The sequence below is a fragment of the Bradyrhizobium sp. Kon37 genome (assembly GCF_055807535.1).
Window position 1 is genome coordinate 338,501 of sequence record NZ_JBVVOY010000003.1, and the last position, 26,059, is coordinate 364,559.

20 protein-coding genes are annotated in these 26,059 nt (G+C 64.0%); 5 read left to right on the forward strand and 15 right to left on the reverse strand.

Annotated elements, in window-relative coordinates:
• Positions 1-116: 116 nt before the first annotated feature.
• Positions 117-821 carry a GntR family transcriptional regulator gene (locus AC0L3J_RS09505; protein ID WP_456765353.1) on the forward strand — a complete coding sequence of 235 codons (705 nt, stop codon included), beginning with the start codon at positions 117-119 and terminating at the stop codon, positions 819-821.
• Between the two features lie 196 nt (positions 822-1,017).
• Positions 1,018-3,441 carry a PAS domain-containing protein gene (locus AC0L3J_RS09510; RefSeq protein WP_473346816.1) on the forward strand — a complete coding sequence of 808 codons (2,424 nt, stop codon included), beginning with the start codon at positions 1,018-1,020 and terminating at the stop codon, positions 3,439-3,441.
• A gap of 132 nt (positions 3,442-3,573) precedes the next feature.
• Here AC0L3J_RS09510 and AC0L3J_RS09515 read toward each other — a convergent pair whose 3' ends face one another.
• Entirely contained in the window at positions 3,574-3,987 is a 414-nt protein-coding gene (locus tag AC0L3J_RS09515; protein WP_456765355.1) for a hypothetical protein, read from the reverse strand.
• A gap of 298 nt (positions 3,988-4,285) precedes the next feature.
• On the opposite strand from AC0L3J_RS09515, the gene AC0L3J_RS09520 reads away from it, so the two are divergent.
• Positions 4,286-5,557, forward strand: a complete 1,272-nt coding sequence (locus AC0L3J_RS09520; RefSeq protein WP_456765356.1) for an MFS transporter — start codon at positions 4,286-4,288, stop codon at positions 5,555-5,557.
• A 197-nt stretch (positions 5,558-5,754) separates the two neighbouring features.
• Here the strand turns inward: AC0L3J_RS09520 and AC0L3J_RS09525 are convergent, their stop codons facing one another.
• Positions 5,755-6,579, reverse strand: a complete 825-nt coding sequence (locus tag AC0L3J_RS09525; protein ID WP_456765357.1) for an NAD-dependent epimerase/dehydratase family protein — start codon at positions 6,577-6,579, stop codon at positions 5,755-5,757.
• A gap of 89 nt (positions 6,580-6,668) precedes the next feature.
• Between AC0L3J_RS09525 and AC0L3J_RS09530 the strand changes: the two genes are divergently transcribed.
• Positions 6,669-7,637 carry an SMP-30/gluconolactonase/LRE family protein gene (locus AC0L3J_RS09530; protein WP_456765358.1) on the forward strand — a complete coding sequence of 323 codons (969 nt, stop codon included), beginning with the start codon at positions 6,669-6,671 and terminating at the stop codon, positions 7,635-7,637.
• Positions 7,638-7,794: 157 nt separating this feature from the next.
• Here the strand turns inward: AC0L3J_RS09530 and AC0L3J_RS09535 are convergent, their stop codons facing one another.
• Entirely contained in the window at positions 7,795-9,225 is a 1,431-nt protein-coding gene (locus AC0L3J_RS09535) for an aldehyde dehydrogenase family protein (RefSeq protein ID WP_456765359.1), read from the reverse strand.
• Positions 9,226-9,430: 205 nt separating this feature from the next.
• Positions 9,431-11,794, reverse strand: coding sequence for a transketolase (locus AC0L3J_RS09540; RefSeq protein ID WP_473346819.1), 2,364 nt, complete (start codon positions 11,792-11,794; stop codon positions 9,431-9,433).
• 133 nt (positions 11,795-11,927) lie between these two features.
• Here AC0L3J_RS09540 and AC0L3J_RS09545 point away from each other — a divergent pair, with 133 nt between their 5' ends.
• Complete coding sequence (locus AC0L3J_RS09545; protein WP_456765360.1) at positions 11,928-12,389, forward strand: Lrp/AsnC family transcriptional regulator; 462 nt, start codon at positions 11,928-11,930, stop codon at positions 12,387-12,389.
• Positions 12,390-12,393: 4 nt separating this feature from the next.
• Here AC0L3J_RS09545 and AC0L3J_RS09550 read toward each other — a convergent pair whose 3' ends face one another.
• From AC0L3J_RS09550 to AC0L3J_RS09600, 11 genes are all read right to left on the reverse strand, one after another.
• On the reverse strand, positions 12,394-13,473 hold the full coding sequence (locus AC0L3J_RS09550; protein WP_456765361.1) for a zinc-binding dehydrogenase: 1,080 nt from the start codon (positions 13,471-13,473) through the stop codon (positions 12,394-12,396).
• A gap of 59 nt (positions 13,474-13,532) precedes the next feature.
• Entirely contained in the window at positions 13,533-14,474 is a 942-nt protein-coding gene (locus tag AC0L3J_RS09555) for a DMT family transporter (RefSeq protein WP_456769678.1), read from the reverse strand.
• Between the two features lie 185 nt (positions 14,475-14,659).
• Positions 14,660-15,499, reverse strand: coding sequence for an aldo/keto reductase (locus AC0L3J_RS09560; RefSeq protein WP_473288951.1), 840 nt, complete (start codon positions 15,497-15,499; stop codon positions 14,660-14,662).
• Positions 15,500-15,544: 45 nt separating this feature from the next.
• A complete protein-coding gene (locus AC0L3J_RS09565) occupies positions 15,545-16,447 on the reverse strand; it encodes an SMP-30/gluconolactonase/LRE family protein (protein WP_456769679.1) in 903 nt (300 codons plus the stop codon).
• Between the two features lie 254 nt (positions 16,448-16,701).
• The gene (locus AC0L3J_RS09570; protein WP_473346821.1) at positions 16,702-19,407 is read right to left on the reverse strand and encodes a molybdopterin-dependent oxidoreductase; all 2,706 of its coding nucleotides are present in this window, start codon (positions 19,405-19,407) and stop codon (positions 16,702-16,704) included.
• 15 nt (positions 19,408-19,422) lie between these two features.
• Positions 19,423-20,640 carry an NAD(P)/FAD-dependent oxidoreductase gene (locus tag AC0L3J_RS09575; RefSeq protein WP_456765363.1) on the reverse strand — a complete coding sequence of 406 codons (1,218 nt, stop codon included), beginning with the start codon at positions 20,638-20,640 and terminating at the stop codon, positions 19,423-19,425.
• A gap of 10 nt (positions 20,641-20,650) precedes the next feature.
• Positions 20,651-21,079, reverse strand: coding sequence for a globin family protein (locus tag AC0L3J_RS09580; protein WP_456765364.1), 429 nt, complete (start codon positions 21,077-21,079; stop codon positions 20,651-20,653).
• A gap of 119 nt (positions 21,080-21,198) precedes the next feature.
• Positions 21,199-22,578: an MFS transporter gene (locus AC0L3J_RS09585; RefSeq protein ID WP_456765365.1), complete on the reverse strand. Its 1,380-nt coding sequence runs from the start codon at positions 22,576-22,578 to the stop codon at positions 21,199-21,201.
• Between the two features lie 337 nt (positions 22,579-22,915).
• Entirely contained in the window at positions 22,916-23,710 is a 795-nt protein-coding gene (locus AC0L3J_RS09590; protein WP_456765366.1) for an ABC transporter ATP-binding protein, read from the reverse strand.
• Between the two features lie 11 nt (positions 23,711-23,721).
• A complete protein-coding gene (gene ntrB / locus AC0L3J_RS09595) occupies positions 23,722-24,618 on the reverse strand; it encodes a nitrate ABC transporter permease (RefSeq protein WP_456765367.1) in 897 nt (298 codons plus the stop codon).
• Positions 24,619-24,678: 60 nt separating this feature from the next.
• Positions 24,679-25,998 carry a CmpA/NrtA family ABC transporter substrate-binding protein gene (locus AC0L3J_RS09600; RefSeq protein WP_456765368.1) on the reverse strand — a complete coding sequence of 440 codons (1,320 nt, stop codon included), beginning with the start codon at positions 25,996-25,998 and terminating at the stop codon, positions 24,679-24,681.
• Between the last annotated feature and the right edge of the window lie 61 nt (positions 25,999-26,059).

The window sequence follows — 26,059 nt, forward strand, 5'->3', positions numbered from 1 at the left end:
CAGACGTCAAGCCTGCCATTTTCGCCATTGGCGCCCTGCTGACGACCAGATTATTGACAATCCGAGCCTTCCCTGCTCCACAGGACGGACCGGCCAGGCGCCGGGGGGCCAAGGGCATGTCCGACACTCACACCGCAGACAGCATGACGGTCCGGCGCGACGATCCGGACGACATCGTCGCGCGGCTCGAGGAGGACATCATCTTCGGCCGCCTCGCGCCAGGCGCGCGCCTCACGGAAGACGCGCTGATGTCGGCTTACGGCACCTCGCGCCACTTCGTGCGCCAGGCGCTGGTGGATGCGGAGCGCCGCGGCATCGTCCGCCGTGAAAAGAATGTCGGCGCCACCGTGCGGTTCTACTCGGCCGAAGAGGTCCGGCAGATCTACGAGGTCCGGGAGATGCTGACCCGGCAGGCGGCGCTGATGATCCCCCTGCCCGCTCCGCAAGGCCTGATCGACGAGCTCTCCGCATTGCAGCGGCAATATTGCGCGAGAGCGGATTTGCAGGACCTGCGCGGCATCCACGAGGCCAACGACGCCTTCCACCTCGCGCTGTTCTCAGCGTGCGGCAATCCCTATCTGGTGCGCTCGCTGCAGGACTACATGAACCTGACCCTGCCGATGCGCGCCAAGAACCTCGCCGACAGCGACGGGCTGGCACAATCGCGCCGCCAGCACGAGTTGATGATCGAGCTGTTGAAGGGCCGTGACAGTTGGGCACTGGCCCAGCTCTGTGTGGATCACATGCAGTTCAGCAAGAAGGATTACCTGGCGCGGATTGCGGGTGGCGAGGTCGAACGTCGGGACGTGCCGAACAAGTGAAAGACGTCCACTTACAGCGCTGAGATTCGTTCGGACAAAGCCGCGATTTCTGCTTGCGCCTCGCGTTCCGAACCCGATCTTGCACCTTTGGCCGAGACGGTTTCAACTGTATGTTGGTAACAAACAGCTGGCGCACTGGTTGAGTTGCTCATGCCCATGATCGACCGTACGGCGGCGCAGAGCTGCGAGAATATTGATGGTTGACCTGCCTAGCGCGCAGCCGCTGGAGAGAGGCCCGCCGGTCCAGGCGCTCTTGCATAGCTGCGATTGGACCAAGTCACCGCTCGGCCCACCGCAGGGGTGGTCACCGACGCTTCGGTCAGTCGTGAGTCTGGCGCTGGACTCGAAGTTTCCGATGTTCGTGGCTTGGGGCCCGGAACTCGGTTTCATTTACAACGACGCCTACGCTGAGATCCTCGCCGACAAGCATCCGGCTGCTTTCGGCGCTCGCTTCCATGACATTTGGGCCGAGATCTGGGACGATATCTGGCCTCTGATCCAAAAAGCCATGGCTGGCGAGGCAACTTGGCAAGAGAACCTGCCGCTCATCATGAACCGGCGCGGCTACGATGAGCAGACCTGGTTTACCTTCTCCTATTCGGCGGTTCGCGAGCCCACGGGCGAAGTGATGGGCATGTTCTGCGCCGTCGCGGAGACCACCGGCCAGGTGCTTGCAGAAGCGGCGCTGCGCGAAAGCGAAGCCAGGGCCGCGGCGATCACGAACTCCATCGACCAGATGATCTGGTCCACGCGACCTGATGGGTTCCACGACTTCTATAATCAGCGTTGGTACGAGTTCACCGGCGTACCGCAAGGTTCCACAGACGGCGAAGCTTGGAACGGAATGTTCCACCCCGAAGATCGAGAGGCCGCATGGTCTGCTTGGCGTCACTCCCTGGAAACCGGCCAACCGTATCAGATCGAGTATCGTCTCCGTCATCGATCCGGGCAGTACCGATGGGTGCTTGGACGTGCGCAGCCAGTGCGCGACGCAGATGGCGTGATCTTGCGATGGTACGGGACCTGTACAGACATTGAGGACATGGTCGCCGCTCGGGAGATCCTGGCCCGATCGCGCGAACAGCTCGAACGCCTTGTTCAGGAGCGCACGGAGGAGCGCAATCAGCTCTGGAGTGGTACCAACCTCTTGGTCGCGGTGGTTGCTTTCGACTCGACCATACGAGAGGTCAATCCGGCCTGGCCAGCGCTGCTCGGCTGGTCTCAAGCTGAGATCGTGGGACGACCCTATACTCAGTTCATCCACCCCGACGACATCGAAGGATCGCGCCTCTGGGCCGACGAACTCGCGGCTAACGATGAATCCGGCGAATTCGAGAACCGTTACCTATGCAAAGACGGAGCGTATCGTTGGATCGCCTGGTCGGTCACCGCTAGCAAGGGAGCTTTTCACTGTATCGGTCGTGACATCCATCGTCAGAAAGAGCAGGCCGAAGCACTGAGAGCCGCCGAAGAGGCCCTCCGCCAAGCGCAAAAAATGGAAGCCGTCGGGCATCTCACGGGCGGCATCGCGCACGACTTCAACAACATGTTGTCGATCGTGCTGGGCTCACTCGACCTTCTGAAGCGCCGAACGGCCGAACTCGACCCGCGCGCCAAGCGCTATCTCGAAGCTGCCATGGACGGAGCGCGCCGCGCTGCCTTGCTTACGCAGCGCCTCCTTGCGTTCTCCCGGCAACAGCCGTTGAAGCCCCAACCCATCGATATCAACAAGCTCGTCTCGGGGATGTCCGGGTTCATACGCGGCTCACTCGGCAGTGATGTAAGGTTAGAGACTGCGCTGGATTCAGACGTCTGGCGCATCTCAGCCGACGCAAACCAACTTGAAAATGTCCTCCTGAACCTTGCAGTGAATGCCCGCGACGCAATGCCGGAGGGCGGCCGGCTCACCATCGAAACTCACAACGCTGATTTGGACGACCGCTATCTGGCAAGCGAACCAGGCGTCCTGGCAGGGCAATATGTATTAATCGCGGTGACGGACACCGGCTCCGGCATGCCTGCGGACGTAATGGCCAAAGCCTTCGACCCCTTCTTCACCACCAAGGCTGTCGGCAAAGGCACCGGCCTTGGTCTCAGCCAGGTATACGGCTTCGTCAAACAGTCGGGCGGCCACGTCAAGATCTACTCGGAACCCGGCGAAGGGACAACATTCAAGGTCTACCTGCCGAGGCTCGTGGATGCGACCGAGCCCGTTTTCACGGAAAAAGCAGCCGCGTTCCTGCCTACCGACGACAATCACGAGCTTATCCTGGTGGTGGAGGACGAGCCCGCAGTGCGCCAGTATAGTGTCGATGCATTGATTGAACTGGGCTACCGCGTGATGGAGGCAGAAAGCGCAGAAGCGGCGCTGCAGCTTTTGGACGAAACCCCGGACGTCAGCCTACTATTCACAGACATCGTCATGCCGGACATCAACGGGGCGAAGCTCTCTGAAGAAGCGCTTCGACGCCGAGCGGATCTGAAGGTTCTTTTCACGACGGGCTATACGCCCAACGCGATGCTCCAAAATCGTGTGGCAAGACCCGGCGTGGCCGTGCTCAGCAAGCCTTTCACCGTCGAGGAACTCGCAGTGAAGGTGCGAGAGGTGCTGGACGGCTAGTCAGCGAGAGCGCACCGGTTCTGCGCAATGGGCTACGTTGCGCCCCGCCGTCGTACCCAGATCAAGTTGTCGCTCCCACCAGCCCACTCTCGCGCCGATTCCCGTGAGGCCGCGGCAGGCCAGAACGCGCGTTCAATACCGCCTCAGCAGGCCGCGCTCCACGCTGGTATCGCCATAACCAGCGCAGGCGCTTTTCGGATCTCTGACCAGGTCCGTCCGGACACGCCTGAACGTTTTGGCGGCGGCGTCGGACACCTCGATGCGGAATTTACCGGGATCGGAGGTTTCGCCATCGCGGGCCTTGATGGCCGCCGCATAGGCGTCGATCATCGCCATCGCGGCATCCGTGCTGCCGAGGAGTCGAGCGCCGAGCTGGACACTGCCGGCACCATTGACCTCGTAGCCGACGCATCGTTGTTCGAGCACCGCGGACGCGGTGACGAGCTGGTCGAGAAACGTCGCCTCGGCGTCGCTGAGCATCGCGGCTCGCGCCGGGCCCGACATGATCAGCGCGAGCAGTACGACGGCTGGCAATTTGATTTTCATTGTCCTGACTCGCGCTGCCGCAATCGAACCTAATCGCGGCACCGGTTGCCGAAATGCGATCGCGCAGATCGAGAACCAAATGCCAAAGGCATGGTTGACCTAGATCAATGGGCAGGGCGGCCAAGCCAAAGCTCGGCCCTTGCATGCGCTCGCTCTCAGTGACCCGAGGCACGGTGTCGAGATTGGCATCAAAACCTTTTGTCAACCCATCGAAATAGTGCGCCGTCGGAAATAGATAGGACCGGCGCCCAGCGGCGAATCACACGTTCTTCCCGTATTCCATCCCGACCGAAATGGCATGACCGAACAAACCCTGACCGAGCCGATCGCCGAGCAGCAAGCGCCATCCCGCGGCTTCTCGCGCTACCAGGCGATCCTCGTCGCGCTGCTGGCGCTGGTCCAATTCACGATCATCATCGATTTCATGATCATGTCGCCGCTCGGCGCCATCATGATGCCGGCGCTCGATATATCGGCCGCCCAGTTCGGGGTGGCGGTCTCGGCCTACGCGTTCAGCGCGGGAATTTCCGGCATCCTGGCGGCCGGCTTCGCCGACCGGTTCGATCGCAAACGGCTGCTGTTGTTCTTCTACGCCGGCTTCACCCTTGGCACGGCGCTGTGCGCGATCGCGCCCAACTATCATCTGTTGCTGCTGGGGCGGATCGTGACCGGCCTGTTCGGCGGCGTGATCGGCTCGGTCGTGCTCGCCATCGTCACCGATCTGTTTACGCTGCAATTGCGCGGCCGCGTCATGGGCTTCGTGCAAACCGCCTTCGCCGCAAGCCAGGTGCTGGGCATCCCGGCCGGTCTTTTCCTGGCCAATCAGTGGAACTGGCACGTCGCGTTCGGCGCGCTGGTCGGCCTGTCGGTCATTGGGATGGCCGCCGTGATGTTCCTGATGAAGCCGGTGAACGGCCATCTCGGGCTGAAGCAGGATCGAAACCCGTTTCGGCATCTGATCGCAACGGTCTCGCAGCCGCGTTATTGGATGGCGTTCTCGGTGACGACCCTGCTGGCGACCGGCGGCTACATGCTGATGCCGTTCGGCAGCGCCTACACCGTGCACAATCTCGGCATCGACATTGTGCATCTGCCGACGATCTATCTCGTCTCCGGCCTGTTCAGCATTGTCATCGGCCCGCTGGTAGGGCGCGCGAGCGATGCCTTCGGCAAATACCCGACCTTCGTCTTCGGCAGCGCCATGTCCATCGTCATGGTGCTGATCTACACGCACCTCGGTCAGGTGAGCCTGACGGTCGCGATCCTGGTCAACGTACTGATGTTCGTCGGCATCTTCTCCCGCATGATCCCGTCGCAGGCGCTGATTTCCGCAATCCCCGAGCCGGCGCAACGCGGCTCCTTCAGCGCGGTCGGCGCGTCGCTGCAGCAGCTCTCCGGCGGGCTCGGCTCAGTGCTCGCCGCCGCGCTCATCGCGCAGGACGCCGACGGCACGCTCCGGCATTTCGACCGGTTGGGATACGTCGTCGTGACGACGGCGGTGATTTCCCTGATCCTGATGTATTTCGTGCAGAGGCCCATCGCGGCCCAGGCCGGCAAGCGCGTTGTTTGAGATGCCGGTTTTCTTTCGCCTCTCCCCGCTTGCGGGGAGAGGCCGGAATTCGCGCTGAAAGCGGGAATTCCGGGTGAGGGGGACTCTCCGCGAATCCGATTGTCACGACCCTTGCCGAGACGGCCCCTCACCCCACCCTCTCCCCGTAAGAACGGGGCGAGGGAGCGCACCTGCAGCGCGGCTATCCAATCGAGCTCCTACCGCTTATTCCAATCGATGATGCGACTTGTGTCGCCGTCGAACTCGTTGCTGCAGAACGCGCCGCCCTGGTAGTGATCGCCGACCGGATCGGGCTTCAGCTTGGCCTGCTCCGCCATCGCGTGCGCCACATGGTCCTCGGAGCGCCCCGTGGGACGGTAGCCGAACTCGTAGGCGCGGTGATTGTCCCACCACGCGCGCTCGTTCAGGGACACGCCGTAGAAGATCTCGAAATGAATGTCGGGATGCTCGAGCCCGATCTGGCAGAGTTGCACCAGATCTTCGGGCTTCAGCCAGATCGAGATCCGGCGAAGGTCCAGCGGCACGTCGCCGAAATTGCCGATGCGAAGGCAAGTCACCTTCAGGCCATGCTTGTCGGCATAGAGCGCGCCAACCGCTTCGCCGAACACCTTGCTGACGCCATAGCGGCCGTCGGGGCGCGGGGTCACGTCGGTGCCGATCTTGTGGTGGCGCGGATAGAATCCGACGGCATGGTTCGAGGAGGCGAACACCACGCGCTTGACGCCCTTGCGGTACGCGGCCTCGAACAGATTGTAGCCGCCGATGATGTTGGCCTGGAGGATGTCGTTCCAGGGACCTTCGACCGAATAGCCGCCGAAATGGATGATGCCGTCGACGCCCTCGCAGATCGCCTCGCACTGGGCAAGGTCGGAGAGGTCCGCCGCCTTGAATTGCTCGTTGGGGCCGAGATCGGCCGGCGGGCGGATGTCGCTGAGCAGAAGATCCGGATAGATCGGCGGCAACAGTTTTCGCAGGCGCGTTCCAATCCCGCCTGAAGCTCCCGTCATCAAGATGCGCGACATGTCTTTCCTCGTCTTTGGCGACCGATTTGCCGTCAGGTGTCTCTAATGATAGCTGGATTGTCCAGAGGGAACGAAACGAGAGAACCGAGATGAATGAGGCATCGTCCCACACTCAAGGCTGGCGGCCGGCGACCTATTATCCCGATCCCGCGATAAAAGCACTCGATCCCCGCTTCGAAAAATACTGGCTGAAGCTCTCGGCGGTGGAGCGGCTGACGACCGGCCTGCGCTGGGCCGAGGGTCCAGTGTGGTTCGGCGACGGGCGCTATCTCCTGTGCAGCGACATTCCAAACCAGCGCATCGTCAAATGGGAGGAGGAGACCGGCGCCGTCAGCGTGTTCCGCAAGCCCTCCAATTTCGCCAACGGCAACACCAGGGATCGCCAGGGTCGGCTCGTCACCTGCGAGCATGGTGGGCGGCGCGTGACCCGCACCGAATATGACGGCAGCATCACCGTGCTGATAGACTCGTTCGGCGGCAAGAAGCTCAACTCGCCGAACGACGTCGTGGTGAAATCCGATGGCGCGATCTGGTTCACCGATCCCACCTTCGGCCTGCTCGGCAATTACGAGGGCTACAAGGCCGAGCCCGAGATCGAGCCGAACGTCTACCGGCTCGATCCCGCGACCGGCAAGGCGACCATCGTTGCCGAAGGCGTGCTCGGCCCCAACGGGCTGTGCTTCTCGCCGGACGAGAAAATCCTCTACGTCGTGGAATCACGGGGCGTGCCGAACCGCAAGATCCTCGCCTATGACGTCTCGCCTGATGGCACCACGATCTCCAACAAGCGCGTCCACATCGACGCGGGTCCAGGCACGCCTGACGGCATGCGCTGCGACATCGACGGCAATCTCTGGTGCGGCTGGGGCATGGGCGATCCCGAACTCGACGGCGTCGTGGTGTTCGCGCCCGACGGCGTCATGATCGGCCGCATCGCGCTGCCCGAGCGCTGCGCCAATCTCTGCTTCGGCGGCGTCAAGCGCAACCGCCTGTTCATGGCGGCAAGCCAGTCGATCTACGCGTTGTATGTGAACACGCAGGGCGCGGTCGGGGGATAAGGCTTCGCCCGATTCCGCGACGGTCCTTAGCCCGGATGGAGCGAAGCGCAATCCGGGACAGTCCCCGCATTCCGCTTCGCTCCATGCGGGCTACGACCAAACAAAAACGCCGGAGCGGTTTCCCGCTCCGGCGTCATGTTAACCCAGGCGATAAAGCCTACGCCGCGTTGAAGCCGGCGACGGCCTTCACCTCGAGGAAGTCCTCGAGGCCGTATTTGCCCCACTCGCGGCCGTTGCCGGACTGCTTGTAGCCGCCGAACGGCGCGGTGCGATCGTTGGGCACGCCCTGCAGATTGACGTTGCCGGCGCGGATCTGACGGCCGACGCGCTTGGCGTCTTCGACGGACGCACCCGTGACGTAGCCCGCAAGCCCATAGGGCGTGTCGTTGGCGATGTGCACGGCTTCGGTTTCGTCCTTGGCGCCGATGATGGTCAGCACAGGTCCGAAGATCTCTTCACGCGCAATCGTCATGTCGGGGGTGACGTCGGCAAAGATGGTGGGACGGACATAGAAGCCCTTGTTGACGCCTTCGGGCAGGCCGGGGCCGCCGGCGACGAGCGTTGCGCCCTCGTCGATGCCCTTCTTGATCAGGCCCTGGATCTTGTCCCACTGGCCGCGGTTGACCACGGGACCGATGGTGGTGCCTTCCGCGCGCGGATCGCCCGCCTTGGTCTTGTCGGCGACAGCCTTCGCGATCGCGGCGACCTCCTTCATCTTCGAGGCCGGCACGATCATGCGCGAGGGCGCGTTACAAGACTGGCCGGAGTTGTTGAACATGTGCATCACGCCGCCGGTCACCGCCTTGGTGAGGTCGGCGCCTTCGAGGATGACGTTCGGCGACTTGCCGCCGAGCTCCTGGCTGACGCGCTTCACGGTCGGTGCCGCACGCTTGGCAACGTCGATGCCGGCGCGGGTCGAGCCGGTGAAGGAGATCATGTCGATGTCGGGATGCTCGCTCATGGCGGCGCCGACCTCCGGGCCGAGACCGTTGACGAGGTTGAACACGCCCTTCGGCACGCCGGCTTCATGGAGGATTTCCGCGAAGATCAGCGCCGAGGTCGGGGTGAATTCCGACGGCTTCAGGATCATGGTGCAGCCGGCGGCGAGCGCGGGCGCGACCTTGCAGGCGATCTGGTTGAGCGGCCAGTTCCAGGGCGTGATCATGCCGACCACGCCGACCGGCTCGCGCAGCACCATGGCGGTGCCGACCGGTTCCTCGAAATGATAGTTCTTGAGCACGTCGAGCGTGGTCATGAGGTGGCCAAGGCCGGCGCCGGCCTGCAGCTTTTCGGCCATCGGCAGCGGCGCGCCCATCTCGTCGGAGACGGCGGCACCGATCTCCTTGAGACGGCCCTTGTAGATCTCGATGACCTTGGTGAGCAGCGCGACGCGCTCGTCACGGCTGGTCTGGGAGAACGTCACGAACGCGCGCTTGGCGGCAGCGACGGCTTTGTCAACGTCGGCCTTGGAGCCCAGCGCAACCTCGTACATCGCCTCTTCCGTCGCCGGGTTGACCACGGCGGTGGACTTCTTGACAGCGGGATCGACCCAGGCGCCGTCGATGTAGAATTGCATGCGATTGACCATAGTGAACCTCTTCTTGGGGGCTTGGGGGCGTTTCGGCAGGCATCCTTGCACGAAAGCGCCGGCAATTGAACCCGCCATGTGCGGGGCCAGCATTGCGGCGGACGGAGGTCATATGAGCCGATGGCGGAGGGGTGGCAAGGTCTCGCCTCACTCACGATGTCATCCCGGCCTAGTGCGCAATTGCGCACTAGGCCGGGGCGACGAATTAAACCGCCATCTTCCGATGCAGCACCGGCGCGCCGGTGGTGAGGCTTTCGGCCGCATCGATGATGGCGTTGGCGTCGATGCCGTGGTGGCGGTAGAGGTCGGCGATGGTGCCGGTCTGACCGAACTGCTCGACGCCGAGCGCCTCGACGCGATGGCCGCGGACGCTGCCGAGCCAGCCGAGCGCCGCCGGATGGCCGTCGATCACGGTCACGATGCCGCAGTCGCGCGGCAGCGGCGCGAGCAGTTTTTCGATATGGCTGAGATGCTGCACGCCGCGCCGATCACGGCGCAATTTCCGTGCGGCGGTCCATCCCGCATGCAGGCGATCCGCGGACGTGATCGCGAGCAGGCCGATGTCGCGCCGGCTCTCGCCGATGAAGCCGGTCGCCTCGATCGCTTCTGGCGCAACGGCGCCGGTATAGGCGATGATGAGTTCGGCATTGGGGCCCGGCTTGCGCAGCCAATAGGCGCCGTCGGTGATGCCCTGTGCGAGCTCCGGTGTCATGATCCGCTGCGCCTGCTCGATGCTGCGCGTCGAAAGCCGCAAATAGACCGAGCCGCCCTCGCCCGGATCGCGCTGCATGTGGTTGAAACCCCAACCCATGATCACGGCGAGTTCGTCGACAAAGGCCGGCTCGAACGAGGCGAGGCCGTCCTGCGCCATGCCGATCAAGGGCGTTGCGATCGACTGATGCGCGCCGCCTTCAGGTGCCAGCGTGATGCCCGACGGCGTTGCCGCCACCATGAAGCGGGCATCCTGGTAGCAGGCATAGTTCAGCGCATCGAGACCGCGCTCGATGAAGGGATCGTAGAGCGTGCCGACCGGCAGCAGCCGTTCGCCGTTGATCTGGTGCGACAGGCCGAGCGCGGAGAGCATGATGAACAGGTTCATCTCGGCGATGCCGAGCTCGAGATGCTGGCCCTTGGGCGAGAAATCCCAGTTGAAGGTGGATGGAATTTTCTCGCTGCGGAATAAGTCCGCCTTCTCGCCGCGCGCGAACAGGCCACGCCGGTTCACCCACGGACCGAGATTGGTCGAGACGGTGACGTCAGGCGATGTCGTGACGATGCGCCTGGCAAGCTCGCTGTCGCCGCGCGCGATCTCGTTCAGCACCAGCCCAAAACCCTGCTGGGTCGACATCTGCGGCGCCGGCTTGAAGGCGAGCTGCGACGGCACTTCGATCACAGGCGCGGTGAGCCGGCGGCCGTCCTGGTTGAACGGCACGCGCGCGAGGAAGGCGTCGAGCTCGGCGGGACTTTGGGCGAGCCCCTCGTATCTGTCCCATTCGTGTCCGGGCCGGATGTTCTGGCTGTCGCGAAATTTCTCCATCTGCGCGACCGTCATCAGGCCGGCGTGATTGTCCTTGTGGCCCTGGAACGGCAGGCCGACGCCCTTGATGGTGTAGGCGATGAAGCAGACTGGGCGATCGTGATCGATGGATTCGAAGGCGTCCAGCATGCTCGCCATGTCATGGCCGCCGAGGTTCGACATCAGCGCCAGCAATTCGTCGTCGCTGCGCTTGTCGATCAGCTTGGTGATGGGGCCCTGATCGCCGATCTCGTCGTGAAGATGTTTGCGGAACGCCGCGCCGCCCTGGAAACACAAGGCGGCGTAGAGCGCGTTCGGGCAATTGTCGATCCAGCGCTTCAGCGCCTCGCCGCCAGCTTCCGCAAAGGCCTCGCGCATCAGCCGGCCGTATTTCACGATCACCACGTCCCAGCCGAAATTGCGGAACACGGTCTCGAACTTTTCCCAGAGACCTTCGCGGACGACGGCATCGAGCGACTGCCTGTTATAGTCGACCACCCACCAGGTGTTGCGCAGCCCGTGCTTCCAGCCTTCCGCCAGCGCCTCGAAGATGTTGCCCTCGTCCATCTCGGCGTCGCCGACCAGCGCGATCATCCGCCCTTCGCGGCGATCCTTCATCCAGCCATGTGCCTTGACGTAGTCCTGCACCAGCGAGGCGAACAGCGTCTGCGCAACGCCGAGGCCGACCGAGCCGGTGGAGAAATCGACGTCGTCGACGTCCTTGGTGCGCGAGGGATAGGACTGCGCGCCCTTGAAGCCACGAAAATTCTCCAACTTCTCGCGGCTCTGCCGGCCGAACAGATACTGGATGGCATGGAACACCGGGCTCGCATGCGGCTTCACCGCGACGCGATCTTCGGGCTTCAGCACGTGGAAATACAGCGCCGACATGATGGTGGCGAGCGAGGCCGACGAGGCCTGATGTCCCCCGACCTTCAGGCCGTCCGCATTCGGGCGGATGTGGTTGGCGTGATGGATGGTCCATGACGACAGCCACAGCGCCTTGCGGGCGAGCGCGGTCAATGTGTCGAGGCGGTCGGTATCAACGGGCATGGCAATGCTCCCGGAAAACAGGTGCCCGATGATACCCCTGCGGGAAGCGCCAAACTTCTCAATTTCTCGCGCCGTACCAGCCAATATTGGGATAGCTTACCAATCGATCGGTAAAAACGACAGGTTCATCCCAATGCCTACCCTCGACGCCATCGACCGAAAAATCCTCGCTCTGCTCCAGAACGACAGCCGGCTGACCATGCAGGAGCTGGCCGACAAGGTCGGGCTGTCGGTGTCGCCCTGCCACCGCCGGGTCAAGCTGCTGGAGGAGCGCGGGGTCATCTCGCGCTACATCGCGACCGTGGACCAGAAGGCGCTGGGGCTGCATGTCAGCGTCTTCATCTCGATCAAGCTGGCGCGGCAGAAGGAGGAGGATCTCAACCGCTTCGCGCGCGCGATCTCGAAATGGGACGAGGTGCTGGAGTGCTATCTGATGACCGGCAACCGCGACTACCTCCTGCGCGTGGTCGCGGCCGACCTCGCTTCCTACGAGACCTTCCTGAAGACCAAGCTGACCCGGCTCGACGGCATCGCCTCGATCGAGTCGAGCTTTGCGCTCAGCCAGGTGAAGTATTCGATCGCGCTGCCGGTGTAAGGCATCACCGCCACGGCTGCACGATGATCTTGGTGTGGACTTCGGGGTTGGCGAGGTCGGCGAAAGCCTTTGCGACGCCATCGATGCCGACTTCCGCCGTTACCATTGCCGCCGCATCCACCTGCCCTTCCGCGATCAGGCGTAGCGAGGCTGCGAATTCGTCCGGCGTGTAGCCGAGCACGTACTGAACGTTGAGCTCCTTCATGATGCCGAGCATGGGCTCGCTCCTGTCGGTCTCCATGCAGACGCCGACCACGACGATCCTGGCATCGCGCGGCGCGCCTTCGAACACCTGCTGCAACAGGCCGGGCACGCCGACGCATTCGAAGATGATCGCGGGCTTCAGCGCGGGCAGCATCGCCTGCAACGGCGGCCGCGCCGCCTTCTCCGCATCCGACATCTGCGCATGCTCGGCCCAGGTCGCATAGGGCTGCGATACCCTTGGATCCACGACGATATCGGCGCCGAGTTTTGCCGCAAGCGCGCGCCGCGCCGGCGAATAGTCAGCGGCGACGATCGGATGCAGGCCCTTGAGCTTCAGCGCCGCAATCACCGCCAGCCCGACCGGTCCGCAGCCGATCACGAGCGGCACCTCGCCGCCACGGATGTTGGCCTTGGCGACGGCGTGAACGCCGACCGCGAGCGGTTCGGTGAGCGCGGCATGCTCCGGCGCGAGACCGTTGGGCACCTCGAGCAGCAGCGCTTCGCTCAGCAGCATCGCCTCGGCATAGCCGCCAATATTATCATTGGAATAGCCAATGCCCTCGATGCCCTGCGGCGTCACGAGGGCCGGCAGCGAGCAGACGCGCGTGCCCGGCTTGAGCTTGCGCACAGTGCCCGGGCCGTAATCGACGATCTCGCAGCAGAACTCATGGCCGAACACGACGTCGCGGGCGAGATCCATCGGCTTGCGTCCGGTCTTTCGCGCCATCTCGACCATGCGGTGGGCGTGCTGGCGCGCGTGCAGATCGGAGCCGCAGATGCCGCAGGCGAGCGTCTTGACCAGCACCTGGCCGGGGCCGGGCTTTGGCTCCGCCATCCGGTCGACGACAATCTCACCGTTCCTGAAAATCGCAGCGCGCATTCGGCTCCTCCCGGCTTGTTGGAGCCATTGATAGCACGAAGCGGACGCGTGAACTTGCGTCAGGGGTTCGGGGAACGCTCTTCCATGATCAGGAGCTGGACGCGGCGGATGCGCTCGCGATGGGCGATGTAGAGGCCGCTGGCGACGATGAAGGCCGCACCGGTGACGGTCCAGACATCAGGCACTTCGCCGAACAGGAAGAAGCCGAGAATGCTCACCCACAGCAACTGCGTATAGGAGAACGGCGCCAGCACCGAGGCATCGCCGTAGCGATAGGCCAGGACGATGATCCACTGGCCGACGGTGGAGGCGACGCCGATCACGATGCCAAGCCCGATCGCGGTCCAGGTTGGCGTGACCCAGACGAACGGTACCATCAGAGAGAGGATCGCAACGCCGGTCAGCGCCGAATAAGCCATCGTGGTGAGGACGGCTTCACGCCCGCTCATCATGCGCGTCAGGATCAGCGCCGCGGCCCAGCAGAATGCCGAGACGATCGGGAAGAACGCGGCGGCGTGAAACGCGCTGGAGCCCGGGCGCAGGATGATCAGCACGCCGGTCAGGCCGATCGCGGTCGCGATCCAGCGGCGCATGCCGACCTTCTCGCTCAGGAAAACGATCGAGAGCGCGGTGACGAACAGCGGCGAGACGAAGCCGGTCGCGGACGCCTCCGCGATCGGCAGGAAGCTCAGGCCGGTGATGAAGAACAGCGAAGAGCCGAGCAATGCCGCGCCGCGCATCAGCTGCAGGCCGAGGCGCTCGGTGCGCATGGCATGAAGCGGCGAGCCCGGCAGCATCACCGGCGTAAACATCAGCGCAAACGTCACGAAGCGGATCCAGGTGATCTCGATCGACGGCAGGCTCGACGACAAATATTTCGCGGTGACATCGGAGCAACCGAGAAAGATCGTCGACAGCAGCACCAGCGCGATGCCCTTGAAGGGATGATCGACGCGCGCGGGCGCGCGGCGCGCCTGCGGCTTCTTTTCCGGCATAGGCATGGGAATACTGTCGAGCCTTGCGGCTGCGGCGGGCGGCGGGGTCACGGCTGGAACCTAGGAATGCGAATCGGGAATGATCGTAAAAAACGATAATTGCGCCGCTTTCACAACTTCCGAAAACAGGATGCCGATATGCGCTCACGTCCGCGCGCGTCAAGACTCCATTAAGAATAGGCGTTTGTGCACTACAGCATAGGCAGGCCGCGCGGCTTCGGACCGCGCGGAAACGCCGCATCGAGCGCCGCGATCTCGTCTTTCGTCAGCACGAGATCGCCGGCCGCGGCATTTTCGCCGGCATGTTCCGCGGACGACGCCTTCGGGATCGCGAACACCGTAGTCGCACGGGTGAGGAAGCTCAGCGCGACTTGGCGTGGCGTCGCGCGACGCGCCTCCGCGATGCGCGCCAGCACCGCGCCGCCCTTGCTGCTGCTTTCAGGGAAATCATCGTGGCCGAATGGCGAATAGGCGACCACGGCGACACCATGCTGTTCGCACCACGGGATCACCGCGTGCTCGATCGCGCGTTCCTTCAGATGATAGAGCACCTGATTGCAGGCGATGCGGTCTTCGCCGGCGGCGTCGAGCATCTCGTCGAGATCATCGGCATCGAAATTGGAAACGCCCCAGGATTTGATCTTGCCGGCCTTCACCAGGTCCTCGAACGCGGCCACGGTGTCCTCCAGCGGATACGAGCCGCGCCAATGCAGCAGATAGCAGTCGAGCCGATCGGTCTTCAGCCGCTGCAGCGAGCGCTCACAGGCGGTGACGGTTCCGCGGCGGGAGGCGTTGCTCGGCAGCACCTTCGACACGAGGAACACCTCGTCGCGTCGGCCCGCGATCGCATCGGCAATGACGAGCTCTGCATCGCCATACATCTCGGCGGTGTCGATGTGGGTCATGCCGAGATCGAGCCCGCGCTGAAGCGCCGCGATCGCGCGCTTGCGATCGCCATGGTCGAGATACCAGGTGCCCTGCCCGATGACGGCGACGCTGGCGCCGGTTTTGCCGAAGGGTTTTGTGTTCATAATCGCTCCGATGCCGCTCGTTCGCTCAGGCAACCGCCATCGCGCTCAAGAGTTCAATACGCCGATGTCGGCGACCAACACGCTACCGGTCGCGGACTCCGTGATATAGAGCCGATCTTTCTTCGTGCCACCGATCGCGACATTGGTGCAATTCGGCCCGGCACACGATTTCACCCGCGCAATCAATTCGCCGTTGGGCGCGAACACGAAGACATGGCCGAGCGAGGCGTGACCCACGAACAGCCGGCCCTTAGCATCCATGGTCAAGCCATCGGGGCCACTGGTACCGAACAGCGAGCAGAAGCGGCCGACCTTCGACACGCTGCCGTCCTTCATGAACGGCAACCGCCACACCGCGTTGTCGCGCGTCATCGCGACGAACAGCACGGTCTCGGTTGGATCGAGCACCAGACCATTCGGACTGATGCCGGTATCGATCAGGCAATTCAGCCGGCCGCCTGGCGTCAGGCGATAGACGCGGCCGCTCGGGTCATGCAGGCCGGTCTGACCCTGGTCGGTGAAATAGATGTCGCCGTTGGAAGCGAGATGCAAATCGTTGCAGCCCCGGAAGGACTCCGAGTTGCGCGAGGTCAGCACCGGCGCCATCCGCCCTGCCTTGGCGTCGAACTCCATGATGCCGTGCCTGTAGTCGGCGACCAGGATGCGGCCGTCCGCCGCGATCTTCAGTCCGTTCGGCCAGCCCTCATATTCAATCGCCAGCGACCATTCGCCGTCGGGCGCGATGCGGAAGATGCGGCCGAAGGGAATGTCGACGATGTAGAGAGTGCCATCTTTGTCGAACGACGGGCCCTCGATGAAGGAGTCTGTCGGCACGGCCGGCCGGTTGGCATCGGCCCAATCCGTCCGCTCGCCTTTGCGGCGGAATTTGTCGGGCATGGCGGAGAAGAGCCTGGTCTCGATCAGGCGCGGCGGCGTTTCCAGGTACATCATTGTTGTTATCTTTGTTGAACTGGCGGAGTGCGCGGCAGCATAGGGCACAAAGCAAAGGCCGTCGATCCGCGCGACAGCTTCACCACGCTCTCGGGGTCGTCCTGGCCTAGTGCGCAATTGCGCACGGGAGCCAGGACCCATTACCACAGGGAGAAGTTGTTACGGGTGATAGTGGCCACAACGGGCTTCGACAAACGCTGACCGGGGTAATGGGTCCTGGCTTTCGCCAGGACGACGATGATGAGAGACCCCTACCTCGCCGCGCCCGCGACTTTCGCCTGCTTCACTGGCGCCACCTCGGTGGTCGCAATCAGGCGCTTCAGCTCGGGGATGCAGGAGCCGCAATTGGTGCCGGCCTTGAGCTTTGCGCCGATCTCGGCGGCCGTGCGCGCGCCTGCGACGATGGTGTCGCAGATGGTGCCGCGGCCGACGCCGAAGCAGGCGCAGACGACCGGACCGGTCGAAGCCGCGCCCTCGCTGGACTTGCCCGACAGCAGCATACGCCGCTGCTCGTCGGTGACGTGGTCGGCGACGAACAGGCTCTTCACCACCTCCCAGTCGCCGGCATCATGCGCGGGGCCGACGAACAGGCAGGTTTCGATGCGGTCGCCGGCAAACGACGCCGCGCGATAAACGCCGCCGCCGAAGTCGCGATAGTCGGCGACGTCCTCGCCGGCAACGCCACCGAGCCAGGCCGGCCAGCGCGACAGGTCCGCATTGTCGGCGAAGAGATAGCCGAAGCCGCCGGTAACAGTGACGCGGGTCCACATCAGGTTTGGCGGCAGCTCCAGCTGCTTGCGCGACAACGCAAAGCCGCGGAAGACGTATTCATAAGGCGAAATCGCCGCCGGTGTCGCCTTGGACTCCGGCTGCCCCGAGAACGGATCGGTGAACGGTGCAACCAGCGCCCCGACGCGACCGTGCGAGGCGTTCATCGCACTCCAGTGGATCGGCGCGAACAGCGTGCCGCGCTGCTGGCGGTCGCTGACGACGGCCTTGAGAGTGCACTGGCCATAGTCGGTCGTGATGCGGGCATAGCCGTCATGGACAATGTTGTATTTGTTGGCATCGTCGGGATGAATCTCGACGAACGGCTCGGGCAGATGCGCGCCGAGCCGCTGGCTGAGGCCCGTGCGCGTCATGGTGTGCCACTGGTCGCGGATGCGCCCGGTATTGAGCCGCAGCGGCCGCGACGGTCCGGTCTCGCCACGCAGCGCCGGCACCTCCGGTGCGACAAACCGGCCCTTGCCGTCGTTGGTGAAGAAGCCGCCGGCCGCGAAAAAGCGCTCGCCGGGCGCCTCGCCTTCGCGCGCGGGCCACTGCACAGGCTTCAAGGCATCGAAGGCTTCATCCGACAGCGTGGTCAGCGCACCGATATCGAAGTCGCGGCTGCCGTCGTTCTCGAACGCCGAGAGCGCTGCGTGCTCGCGGAAGATGTCGGCGGCGGATTTGTAACTGAAACTGTCACCGAAGCCGAGGCGTTTTGCGGTTTCGCTCAGGATCCACCAGTCCGGCCGTGCCTCGCCGGGCGCCGGCAGGAACGAACGCTGGCGCGAGATGCGGCGCTCGGAATTGGTGACGGTGCCTGACTTCTCGCCCCAGGCGAGCGCCGGCAGCAGCACGTGCGGGCCGGCATCGACCGTATCGTTGGAGAGCACGTTCTCGGAGACCACGAACAACTCGAGCTTCTTCAGCGCCTCGCGCACGAAGTCGGCGTCGGGCAGCGACACGGCGGGGTTGGTGCCCATCACCCACAGCGCCTTGACCTCGCCGCGGTTGATGGCTTCGAACAGCTGCACCGCCTTCAACCCTTCATGGGTGGCGATGCGCGGCGCCTTCCAGAACCGCCGCACGCGATCGATGTCCGGCGGCGTGAAGTTCATGTGTGCGGCGAGCTGGTTGGCGAGGCCGCCGACCTCGCGACCGCCCATCGCGTTGGGCTGGCCGGTGAGCGAGAACGGCGAGGCGCCGGGCTTGCCGATGCGGCCCGTGGCAAGATGGCAGTTCAGGATCGCGTTGACCTTGTCGGTGCCCTGCGCCGACTGGTTGACACCTTGCGAGTACAGCGTGACGACGCGGGGCGTGTCGCGGAACATCTTGAAGAAGGTGGCAACGTCCTGCTCGGAAAGGCCGGTCGCCAGTGCGGTCGCGGTGACGCTGCCGGCGATGCTGCGGGCGCGCGCCAGCGCGTCGTCAAAGCCCGACGTGTTTTGCGCGATGTAATCCTGATCGAGCGCACCATTGTCGGCGAGGTGAACCAACAGGCCGGAGAACAGCGCCGTGTCGGTCCCCGGCTTGAGGCCCAGGAACAGATCGACGTCGGTCGCGGTGTCGGTGCGGCGCGGATCGATCACGATCATGCGGGCGCCGCGCTCCCCACGGTTCTTCAACATACGCTGGAACAGCACGGGATGGCACCAGGCGGCATTCGAGCCGACGAACACCAGAAGATCGGCCTGGTCGAGATCCTCGTAGCAGCCGGGCACGGTGTCGGCGCCGAAGGCGCGGCGGTAACCGGCGACCGAGGACGACATGCAGAGCCGCGAATTGGTGTCGACGTTGGCGGTGCCGACAAAGCCCTTCATCAGCTTGTTGGCGACGTAATAGTCCTCGGTCAGGAGCTGGCCGGAGAGATAGAATGCGACCGCGTCGGCGCCGTCGCGCGCGACGATGTGCTGCATGCGGTGGGCGACGTGATCGAGCGCATCGCTCCAGGCGACGCGTTCGAGCACGCCCTTGCAGCGGATCATCGGATAGAGCAGCCGACTTTCCAGCCCGACGGTCTCGCCGAGCGCCGAGCCCTTGGAGCACAGCCGGCCGAAATTGGCAGGATGATCGGAATCGCCCGCGATCGCCGCGCCGCCCTTGCCGTCCGGCGTCGCGAGCACGCCGCAGCCGACGCCGCAATACGGACAGGTCGTCTTGGTGGCACGGAGCGTGGGATCGATCGCCGTCATATCAAGCCGCCTCAATCAAGCCGCTTTGGAAGGACGCGCGAGCGCGCGGCCGAACATCATGTCGGCGCGGATCGCCGCCACCTTTTCGCGGTTGCGGATCAGTTCGAGATACCAGAGCGCATCGACGGTATCGCCGATCAGCAGGGCGCCGGTGAGCCGGCCCTCGGCGATGACGAGCTTCTTGTAGGTGCCACGCCTGCGGTCCGACAGCACGAGGCTCTCGCTGCCCTCCCCGCCCATGAAGTCGCCGGCGGAGAACACGCTGACCCCCGACACCTTCAGATTGGTCGAGACCACGCTGCCCTGATAGGCCGCGGGACGGCCGGCGAGATGTCGCGCCAGCACGCGCGCCTGCTCGTAAGCAGGCTCGACGAGGCCGTAGCAGGTGCCGCGATGCTCGGCGCACTCGCCGAGCGCGTAGATATCGGGTGACGCCGTCTGCATCTCGTCGTTGACGACGATGCCGCGGTTGACGGCGATGCCGGCGTCCTTGGCGAGGGCAATGTTGGGCCTGATGCCGGCGGCGAAGATCACGGCATCGGCCTCGATGCGGCTGCCGTCGGCAAGCTCGACCGCTTCGACATGGCCCTCGCCGTGGATGCGCGCTGTGGATGCATTGAGCAGGATGCGAATGCCCTTGCGCTCGACCAGCGTCTTGAGCAGGTCGGCAGCGGGTGCATCGAGCTGGCGCTCCATCAGCCGGTCCATCAGGTGCAGCAGCGTCACGGGCGCTCCGGCCTTGGCAAGGCCGTAAGCCGCTTCGAGTCCGAGCAGACCGCCGCCGACCACGACGACGCGCTTCCTTGCGGCAGCGAGCGTCAGCAGCAGATCGACGTCGCGGGTGTCGCGGAAGGTGTGCACGCCGACGAGATTGGCGCCCGGCACGTTGAGCCGCAGCGGCGTCGAGCCGACGGCGAGCACGAGCTTGGAATATTCCATGCTTTCTTCGCCTTCGATCTTGAGCTCGCGTCGGCCGGTATCGATCTCGGTGACGCGATAGCCGTAGCGCACCGTGACGCCGCGATGGCGCCACCAGTCGGCGGGCCGCAGTTCGATCTCGTGCGAGCCGGTCTCGCCGGCCAGCACGGAGGAGAGCAGAACGCGGTTGTAAGCGAGCCGCGGCTCTTCGCCGATCACGGCGACCGCGTAGCGGCCGAGCGAGGTCTTGGCGAGCTCGTCGACCAGACGCGCGGCCGCCATACCGTTACCGACGATGACCAGCGGTTCACTCACAACGCATCTCCTATTCGGCGGCCTGCGACTGTGCGCCGTAGGCCTCGGAAATCATGTAGCCGGACAACACGCCGTAGGCGTCGGTCCAGGCGGTAGCGAGTTCGGGCGTCCAGGCTTCGCCGAGGCCCTTCTCCAGGGTCCACAGCAAGGTCGCGCCGACCACGGGGTAGTGCTCGGCCTTGGCGCCGTAGGCGACGTGACGCTTCGCAAGCGCTGACGCCGCGGGAAGAATCGAGTCCAGGTTCGACAGACCGCCGACGACGGCGGCGAGCATGCCCATCAGCTTCTTGCGCTGCTCGCTCATGTCCTCGGGGAACATCGCGCGCACGGACGGCGCCACCTCGAACAGGCGATCGTAGAACAGCACCGCGGCCTGCGCGGAAATCGGCGCGACCTTGGCGAAGCTCTGTTGGACGAGGGTGATCTGTTCTGGCGTCATGATGTTCTCCTGCCTGTTGGGTTTGCCTTGGTGCGCGCCATTGCGAACCAGGTTCATTGTCAAACTGTCGGGCAATGCTTCTCCCCGCGTACGGGGAGAAGCGAGATTCGTACCAAGTGTTAAACTCGCGCGCCGGCGAGGCTTGAGGCGCCTTCGCCCTGCGGGCTGCGACGCAGATAGAACCACCAGGTCAGCGCGAGACAGGAGGCGTAGAAGCCGAGATAGATCGCGAGCGCGAGCTGCGGTCCACCGGTCAGCGCGATCGACTTGCCGAACCCGGTCGGGATCAGATAGCCGCCGACGGCACCGACCGCGCCGATGAAGCCGACCGCAGCACCGCTCTCGATGCTCGCCGTCTTCAAGGCGGCCGCGCGCTCCGTATCGCCCTTGCCGCGCACCCTGAACAGATTCTGCTCGCGGAAGATCGAGGGGATCATGCGATAGGTCGAGCCGTTGCCGATGCCCGTCGTCACGAACAGGACCAGGAACATCGACAGGAAGCCGATGAAATCCTTGTGCCCGACGAAGTAGAGCACGCCGATCGTCGCGCCGGCCATCACGATGAAATTCCAGAACGTGATGACCGAGCCGCCGATCCTGTCGGCAAGCCAGCCGCCGAGCGGCCGCGACAGCGAGCCGACCAGCGGTCCCAGGAACGCGATCGCAATCGTGACTTGCGGGAACTGGGTCTTGATCAGCAGCGGAAATGCCGCCGAGTAGCCGATGAAGGAGCCGAACGTGCCGATATAGAGATACGCCATGATCCAGGTGTGCTTGCGCTTGACCACCGCGAGCTGGTTCTTGATCGACGACTTGGCCGTGGTCAGGTTGTTCATGAAGAACACTGCGCCGAACACCGCGATCGCGATCGGCAGCACCCACATCAGGCCGGCATTCTGAAGAAAAACACCATCGACCGGCGTTGCCTGGAACAGGTTGATGACGGCGAGCGTCATCAGGATCGGGGTCAGGAGCTGCACGCTGGAGACGCCGATATTGCCGCCAGCTGCATTCAGTCCCAGCGCCCACCCCTTCATCCGGTCGGGGAAGAAGAACGAGATGTTGGTCATGCTGGAGGCAAAATTGCCGCCGCCGAGACCGGCGGTCGAGGCAATCAGCAGCATCAGCCAGAACGGCGTGTCGGGCTGGCCGACGAAATAGGCGAGAGAGAGCGTCGGAATGAACAGGATTGCCGCGCTGAAAATGGTCCAGTTGCGACCGCCGAAGGTCGTCACCGCGAAGGTATAGGGAAAGCGCATCAACGCGCCGATCAGCCCGGGCACCGCGACGAGCTGGAACAGCTGGTCGGTGGTGTAGTGGAAGCCCGCCTGCGGCAGCTTGGTGGTGACGATGCTCCAGATCAGCCAGACCGAGAAGCCGATATGTTCGGCCACGATCGACCAGATCAGGTTGCGTCGCGCGATCGTCTTGCCAGTCGCGTTCCAGAACGCCTCATCTTCGGGGCGCCAGTCGGAAATCCAAGTTGGATTCTTCGTCATTGAGTATCCCTTCCAGGCTCACCGCTGCGTCGTTGCAGGCTCAGCCTCCGGCCACGGAGGCGCGCTCCGAGGCTTCACCCCGGTGGCGAGTTACGATGCTGATTGATGATGTTGAGGGACGTCGTCGTTGGCGTCGCAGTTGGTGCTTCAATTTCCGTGCCAACTGCGCGCATTCCGGAAACGCAGGAAATTCAGGCGCTTGTTCGGAGTGCTCCGAATTTTTGCAGGACTATTTCGCACGCAAATTTTGCGATTCGCTCAATCCCTGTGCGGCGCACAAGGATTGAGCTTGATGATTCAAAATTAGGCGTGGCGTCAGCACCTGTTGGTGACGCGTTTACGCGGCCTCGACGAAGCGGTGACGCTCATAGAGGAATTCGAGCACGCGCTGCCGGCACTTGAGATAAGTCGTGTTGGTCGCGAGATCGAGCCGCTTGCGCGGGCGCGCCAGCGGCACCTCCAGCACCTCGCCGATGCGCGCGCTCGGCCCGTTCGTCATCATGACGATACGGTCGGACAGCAGCACCGCCTCGTCCACGTCGTGGGTGATCATCAAAATGGTGTTGCCGAGCTTCTGATGCAGCGCCATCACCGAATCCTGCAAATGCGCACGGGTCAGGGCGTCGAGCGCGCCGAAAGGCTCGTCGAGCAGCAATACTTTCGGCTCCATGGCAAGCGCGCGGGCAATGCCGACACGCTGCTTCATGCCGCCGGAGATTTCCGAGGGCCGCTTGTCCTTGGCATGGGCCATCTGCACGAGGTTGAGATTGTGCATGACCCAGGCATCGCGTTCGGCGCGCTTCTTGGTCTTGGCAAAGACCTTGTCGACGCCGAGCCGGACGTTCTCGTACACGGTCAGCCAGGGCAGCAGGCTGTGGTTCTGGAACACCACCGCACGATCCGGCCCCGGCGAGTTCACCTCGCGGTTCTCCAGCAGCACGCCGCCGGTGGTGGCGTTGGTCAGGCCTGCGATGATGTTGAGCAGGGTCGACTTGCCGCAGCCGGAATGGCCGATGATCGAGACGTATTCGCCCTTCTCGATGGTGAGATTGATATCCTTCAGCACCTCGGTGGAGGCAGCGCCGCGGGTAAAAATCTTGTCGATGTGGTCGAGCTTCAGATAAGCGGTCATGTGCTTCCCCTTCAGTTCAGCGCGGTACCGCGGGTGACGATCTTGCCGGCGCCCGCGATCAGGCGGTCGAGCACGAAGCCGATGATGCCGACATAGAACAGCGCCAGGATGATTTCGCTGATATGCGAGGAGTTCCAGGCGTCCCAGATGAAGAAGCCGATGCCGACGCCGCCGATCAGCATCTCGGCCGCAACGATGGCGAGCCAGGAGAGACCGATGCCGATGCGAAGCCCGGTGAAGATGTAGGGGGCGGCGGCCGGAATCATGATTTTGGCGAAGAATTCGAGCGGGTTGAGCTGCACCACCGCCGCGACGTTGCGATAATCCTGCGGGATGTTGCGGACGCCGACCGCGGTGTTGATGATGATCGGCCAGATCGAGGTGATGAAGATGACGAAGATCGCCGAGGGCTGTCCGTCACGGAACGCGGCGAGCGACAGCGGCAGCCAGGCCAGCGGCGGGATCGTGCGCAAGACCTGGAATAGCGGATCGAGCCCGCGCATCGCCCAGACCGATTGCCCGACCAGCACGCCGAGCGCAATGCCGGCAATCGCCGAGAGCGAATAGCCGAAGGCGACGCGCTGGAGGCTGGCGGAGAGGTGCCAGAACAACCCCTTGTCGATGCCGCCATGATCGAAGAACGGATCGAGGATCAATTCCTTCGTGTCCTTGAACACCTTCGACGGCGGCGGCAGTGCCGAGCCGGCGCGGCGGCAGACCAGCTCCCACACCAGAAGCAAGAGCGCGATCACGACCAGCGGCGGGATGACGCGCACGGCAGTCTCCCGCGCCATCCGCGCGTAAGTCTCCGAACGCGGCGGCCGCTTCGGCGTCATCGCGACGACCGGCGCGGCAGCGCTCGCGAGCTTCGCGGTCTCAACCTCGATCTTGGTAGCGGGCATGTTCATCGCAATATCTCTCCGGCTGCAAAAGACGGTGCGGCCGCCCGCAGGCGGCCGCTGGCTCCATCAGACTTCGACGCGCTTGATCGCGAGCGACTTCAGATAGGCAGCCGGATTTTCCGGATCGAACACCTTGCCGTCGAAGAAGGTCTCCTTGCCGCGCGAGGTGGAGGTCGGGATCTCGGCGCTTGCGATGCCGAGCGTCTTGGCCGCGTCGCGCCACATGTCTTCGCGGTTGACCTTGGCGATCAGCGCCTTGGTGTCGAAATTCGCCTCATACTTGCCCCAGCGAATGTCCTCGGTGAGGAACCAGAGGTCGTGGCTCTGGAACGGATAGGAGGCGAAGTCGCGCCAATACTTCATGATATGCGGCGAATTCTCGACCACCTTGCCCGGAAGGCCGTAGTCGAACTTGCCGGCGGTGCGGTCGAGCACGTCTTCGACGGGGCAGTTCATCCACTGCCGCTTACCCATGATGGCGGCAAGCTCGGCCTTGTTCTCGGCCTTGTCGGACCATTGCTGCGCTTCCATCACCGCCATCAGCAGCGCCTTCGCGGCCTTCGGATATTTGTCGACGAAGGCGGCGCGCATGCCGAAGGATTTTTCCGGGTGCTTGTTCCAGAGCTCGCCGGTCGTGATCGCGGTGTAGCCGATGTTCTGGTGGATCAGCTGCAGGTTCCAGGGCTCGCCGACGCAGAAGCAGTCCATCGTGCCGACCTTCATGTTGGCCACCATCTGCGCAGGCGGCACCACGATGGTCTCGATGTCCTTGTCCGGATCGATGCCGCCGGCGGCAAGCCAATAGCGGAGCCAGAGGTCGTGCGTGCCGCCGGGGAAGGTCATCGCGGCCTTCACGGCCTTGCCCGAGGCCTTCTTCTTCTCCAGCGCCGCCTTGAAGGGCGTGGCGTCGACGCCGAGCTTCAAGTCGGCATATTCACTGGCAACGGAGATGCACTGGCTGTCGAGATTGAGCCGCGCCAGGATGTACATCGGCGTCGGTTGGTTGTTCTGCGTCACCTTGCCGGCCGAGATCAGATACGGCATCGGGGTCAAGATATGCGCCCCGTCGATGCCGTTGCCTTCCGAGCCGAGCACGAGATTGTCCCGCGTGGTGCCCCAGGAGGCCTGCTTCTGCACGTCGGTGTCGGGCATGCCGTATTTGGCGAACAGGCCCTTGTCCTTGGCGACGAACAAGGGGCCGGCATCGCTCAGCGCGATGAAGCCAAGCTTTGCGCCCTTGACCTCCGGTCCGGCGTCCTGCGCGAAGGCGCCGGCTGGGAAATTCAGCTTCACGGCGGCCAGGAGTGCGGCGGTCGAACCGGCGGCCTTCAACAATTGACGGCGGCTGAGGCCAGTGTCCGACGGCCGGCGGGTGCGCTTGGTCATAGGCGGTGTCGTCCTTTGCGTCGTTGCAGAATGATTGTGTCAGTGCACACGAGCAGCCCGT

Excerpts from the sequence above, each read along its gene's own strand:
- AC0L3J_RS09505 (WP_456765353.1), top strand. The coding sequence starts at position 117 with ATGTCCGACACTCACACCGCAGACAGCATGACGGTCCGGCGCGACGAT.
- AC0L3J_RS09510 (WP_473346816.1), top strand. The coding sequence starts at position 1,018 with ATGGTTGACCTGCCTAGCGCGCAGCCGCTGGAGAGAGGCCCGCCGGTC.
- AC0L3J_RS09515 (WP_456765355.1), bottom strand. The coding sequence starts at position 3,987 with ATGAAAATCAAATTGCCAGCCGTCGTACTGCTCGCGCTGATCATGTCG.
- AC0L3J_RS09520 (WP_456765356.1), top strand. The coding sequence starts at position 4,286 with ATGACCGAACAAACCCTGACCGAGCCGATCGCCGAGCAGCAAGCGCCA.
- AC0L3J_RS09525 (WP_456765357.1), bottom strand. The coding sequence starts at position 6,579 with ATGTCGCGCATCTTGATGACGGGAGCTTCAGGCGGGATTGGAACGCGC.
- AC0L3J_RS09530 (WP_456765358.1), top strand. The coding sequence starts at position 6,669 with ATGAATGAGGCATCGTCCCACACTCAAGGCTGGCGGCCGGCGACCTAT.
- AC0L3J_RS09535 (WP_456765359.1), bottom strand. The coding sequence starts at position 9,225 with ATGGTCAATCGCATGCAATTCTACATCGACGGCGCCTGGGTCGATCCC.
- AC0L3J_RS09540 (WP_473346819.1), bottom strand. The coding sequence starts at position 11,794 with ATGCCCGTTGATACCGACCGCCTCGACACATTGACCGCGCTCGCCCGC.
- AC0L3J_RS09545 (WP_456765360.1), top strand. The coding sequence starts at position 11,928 with ATGCCTACCCTCGACGCCATCGACCGAAAAATCCTCGCTCTGCTCCAG.
- AC0L3J_RS09550 (WP_456765361.1), bottom strand. The coding sequence starts at position 13,473 with ATGCGCGCTGCGATTTTCAGGAACGGTGAGATTGTCGTCGACCGGATG.
- AC0L3J_RS09555 (WP_456769678.1), bottom strand. The coding sequence starts at position 14,474 with ATGCCTATGCCGGAAAAGAAGCCGCAGGCGCGCCGCGCGCCCGCGCGC.
- AC0L3J_RS09560 (WP_473288951.1), bottom strand. The coding sequence starts at position 15,499 with ATGAACACAAAACCCTTCGGCAAAACCGGCGCCAGCGTCGCCGTCATC.
- AC0L3J_RS09565 (WP_456769679.1), bottom strand. The coding sequence starts at position 16,447 with ATGTACCTGGAAACGCCGCCGCGCCTGATCGAGACCAGGCTCTTCTCC.
- AC0L3J_RS09570 (WP_473346821.1), bottom strand. The coding sequence starts at position 19,407 with ATGACGGCGATCGATCCCACGCTCCGTGCCACCAAGACGACCTGTCCG.
- AC0L3J_RS09580 (WP_456765364.1), bottom strand. The coding sequence starts at position 21,079 with ATGACGCCAGAACAGATCACCCTCGTCCAACAGAGCTTCGCCAAGGTC.
- AC0L3J_RS09585 (WP_456765365.1), bottom strand. The coding sequence starts at position 22,578 with ATGACGAAGAATCCAACTTGGATTTCCGACTGGCGCCCCGAAGATGAG.
- AC0L3J_RS09590 (WP_456765366.1), bottom strand. The coding sequence starts at position 23,710 with ATGACCGCTTATCTGAAGCTCGACCACATCGACAAGATTTTTACCCGC.
- ntrB (WP_456765367.1), bottom strand. The coding sequence starts at position 24,618 with ATGAACATGCCCGCTACCAAGATCGAGGTTGAGACCGCGAAGCTCGCG.
- AC0L3J_RS09600 (WP_456765368.1), bottom strand. The coding sequence starts at position 25,998 with ATGACCAAGCGCACCCGCCGGCCGTCGGACACTGGCCTCAGCCGCCGT.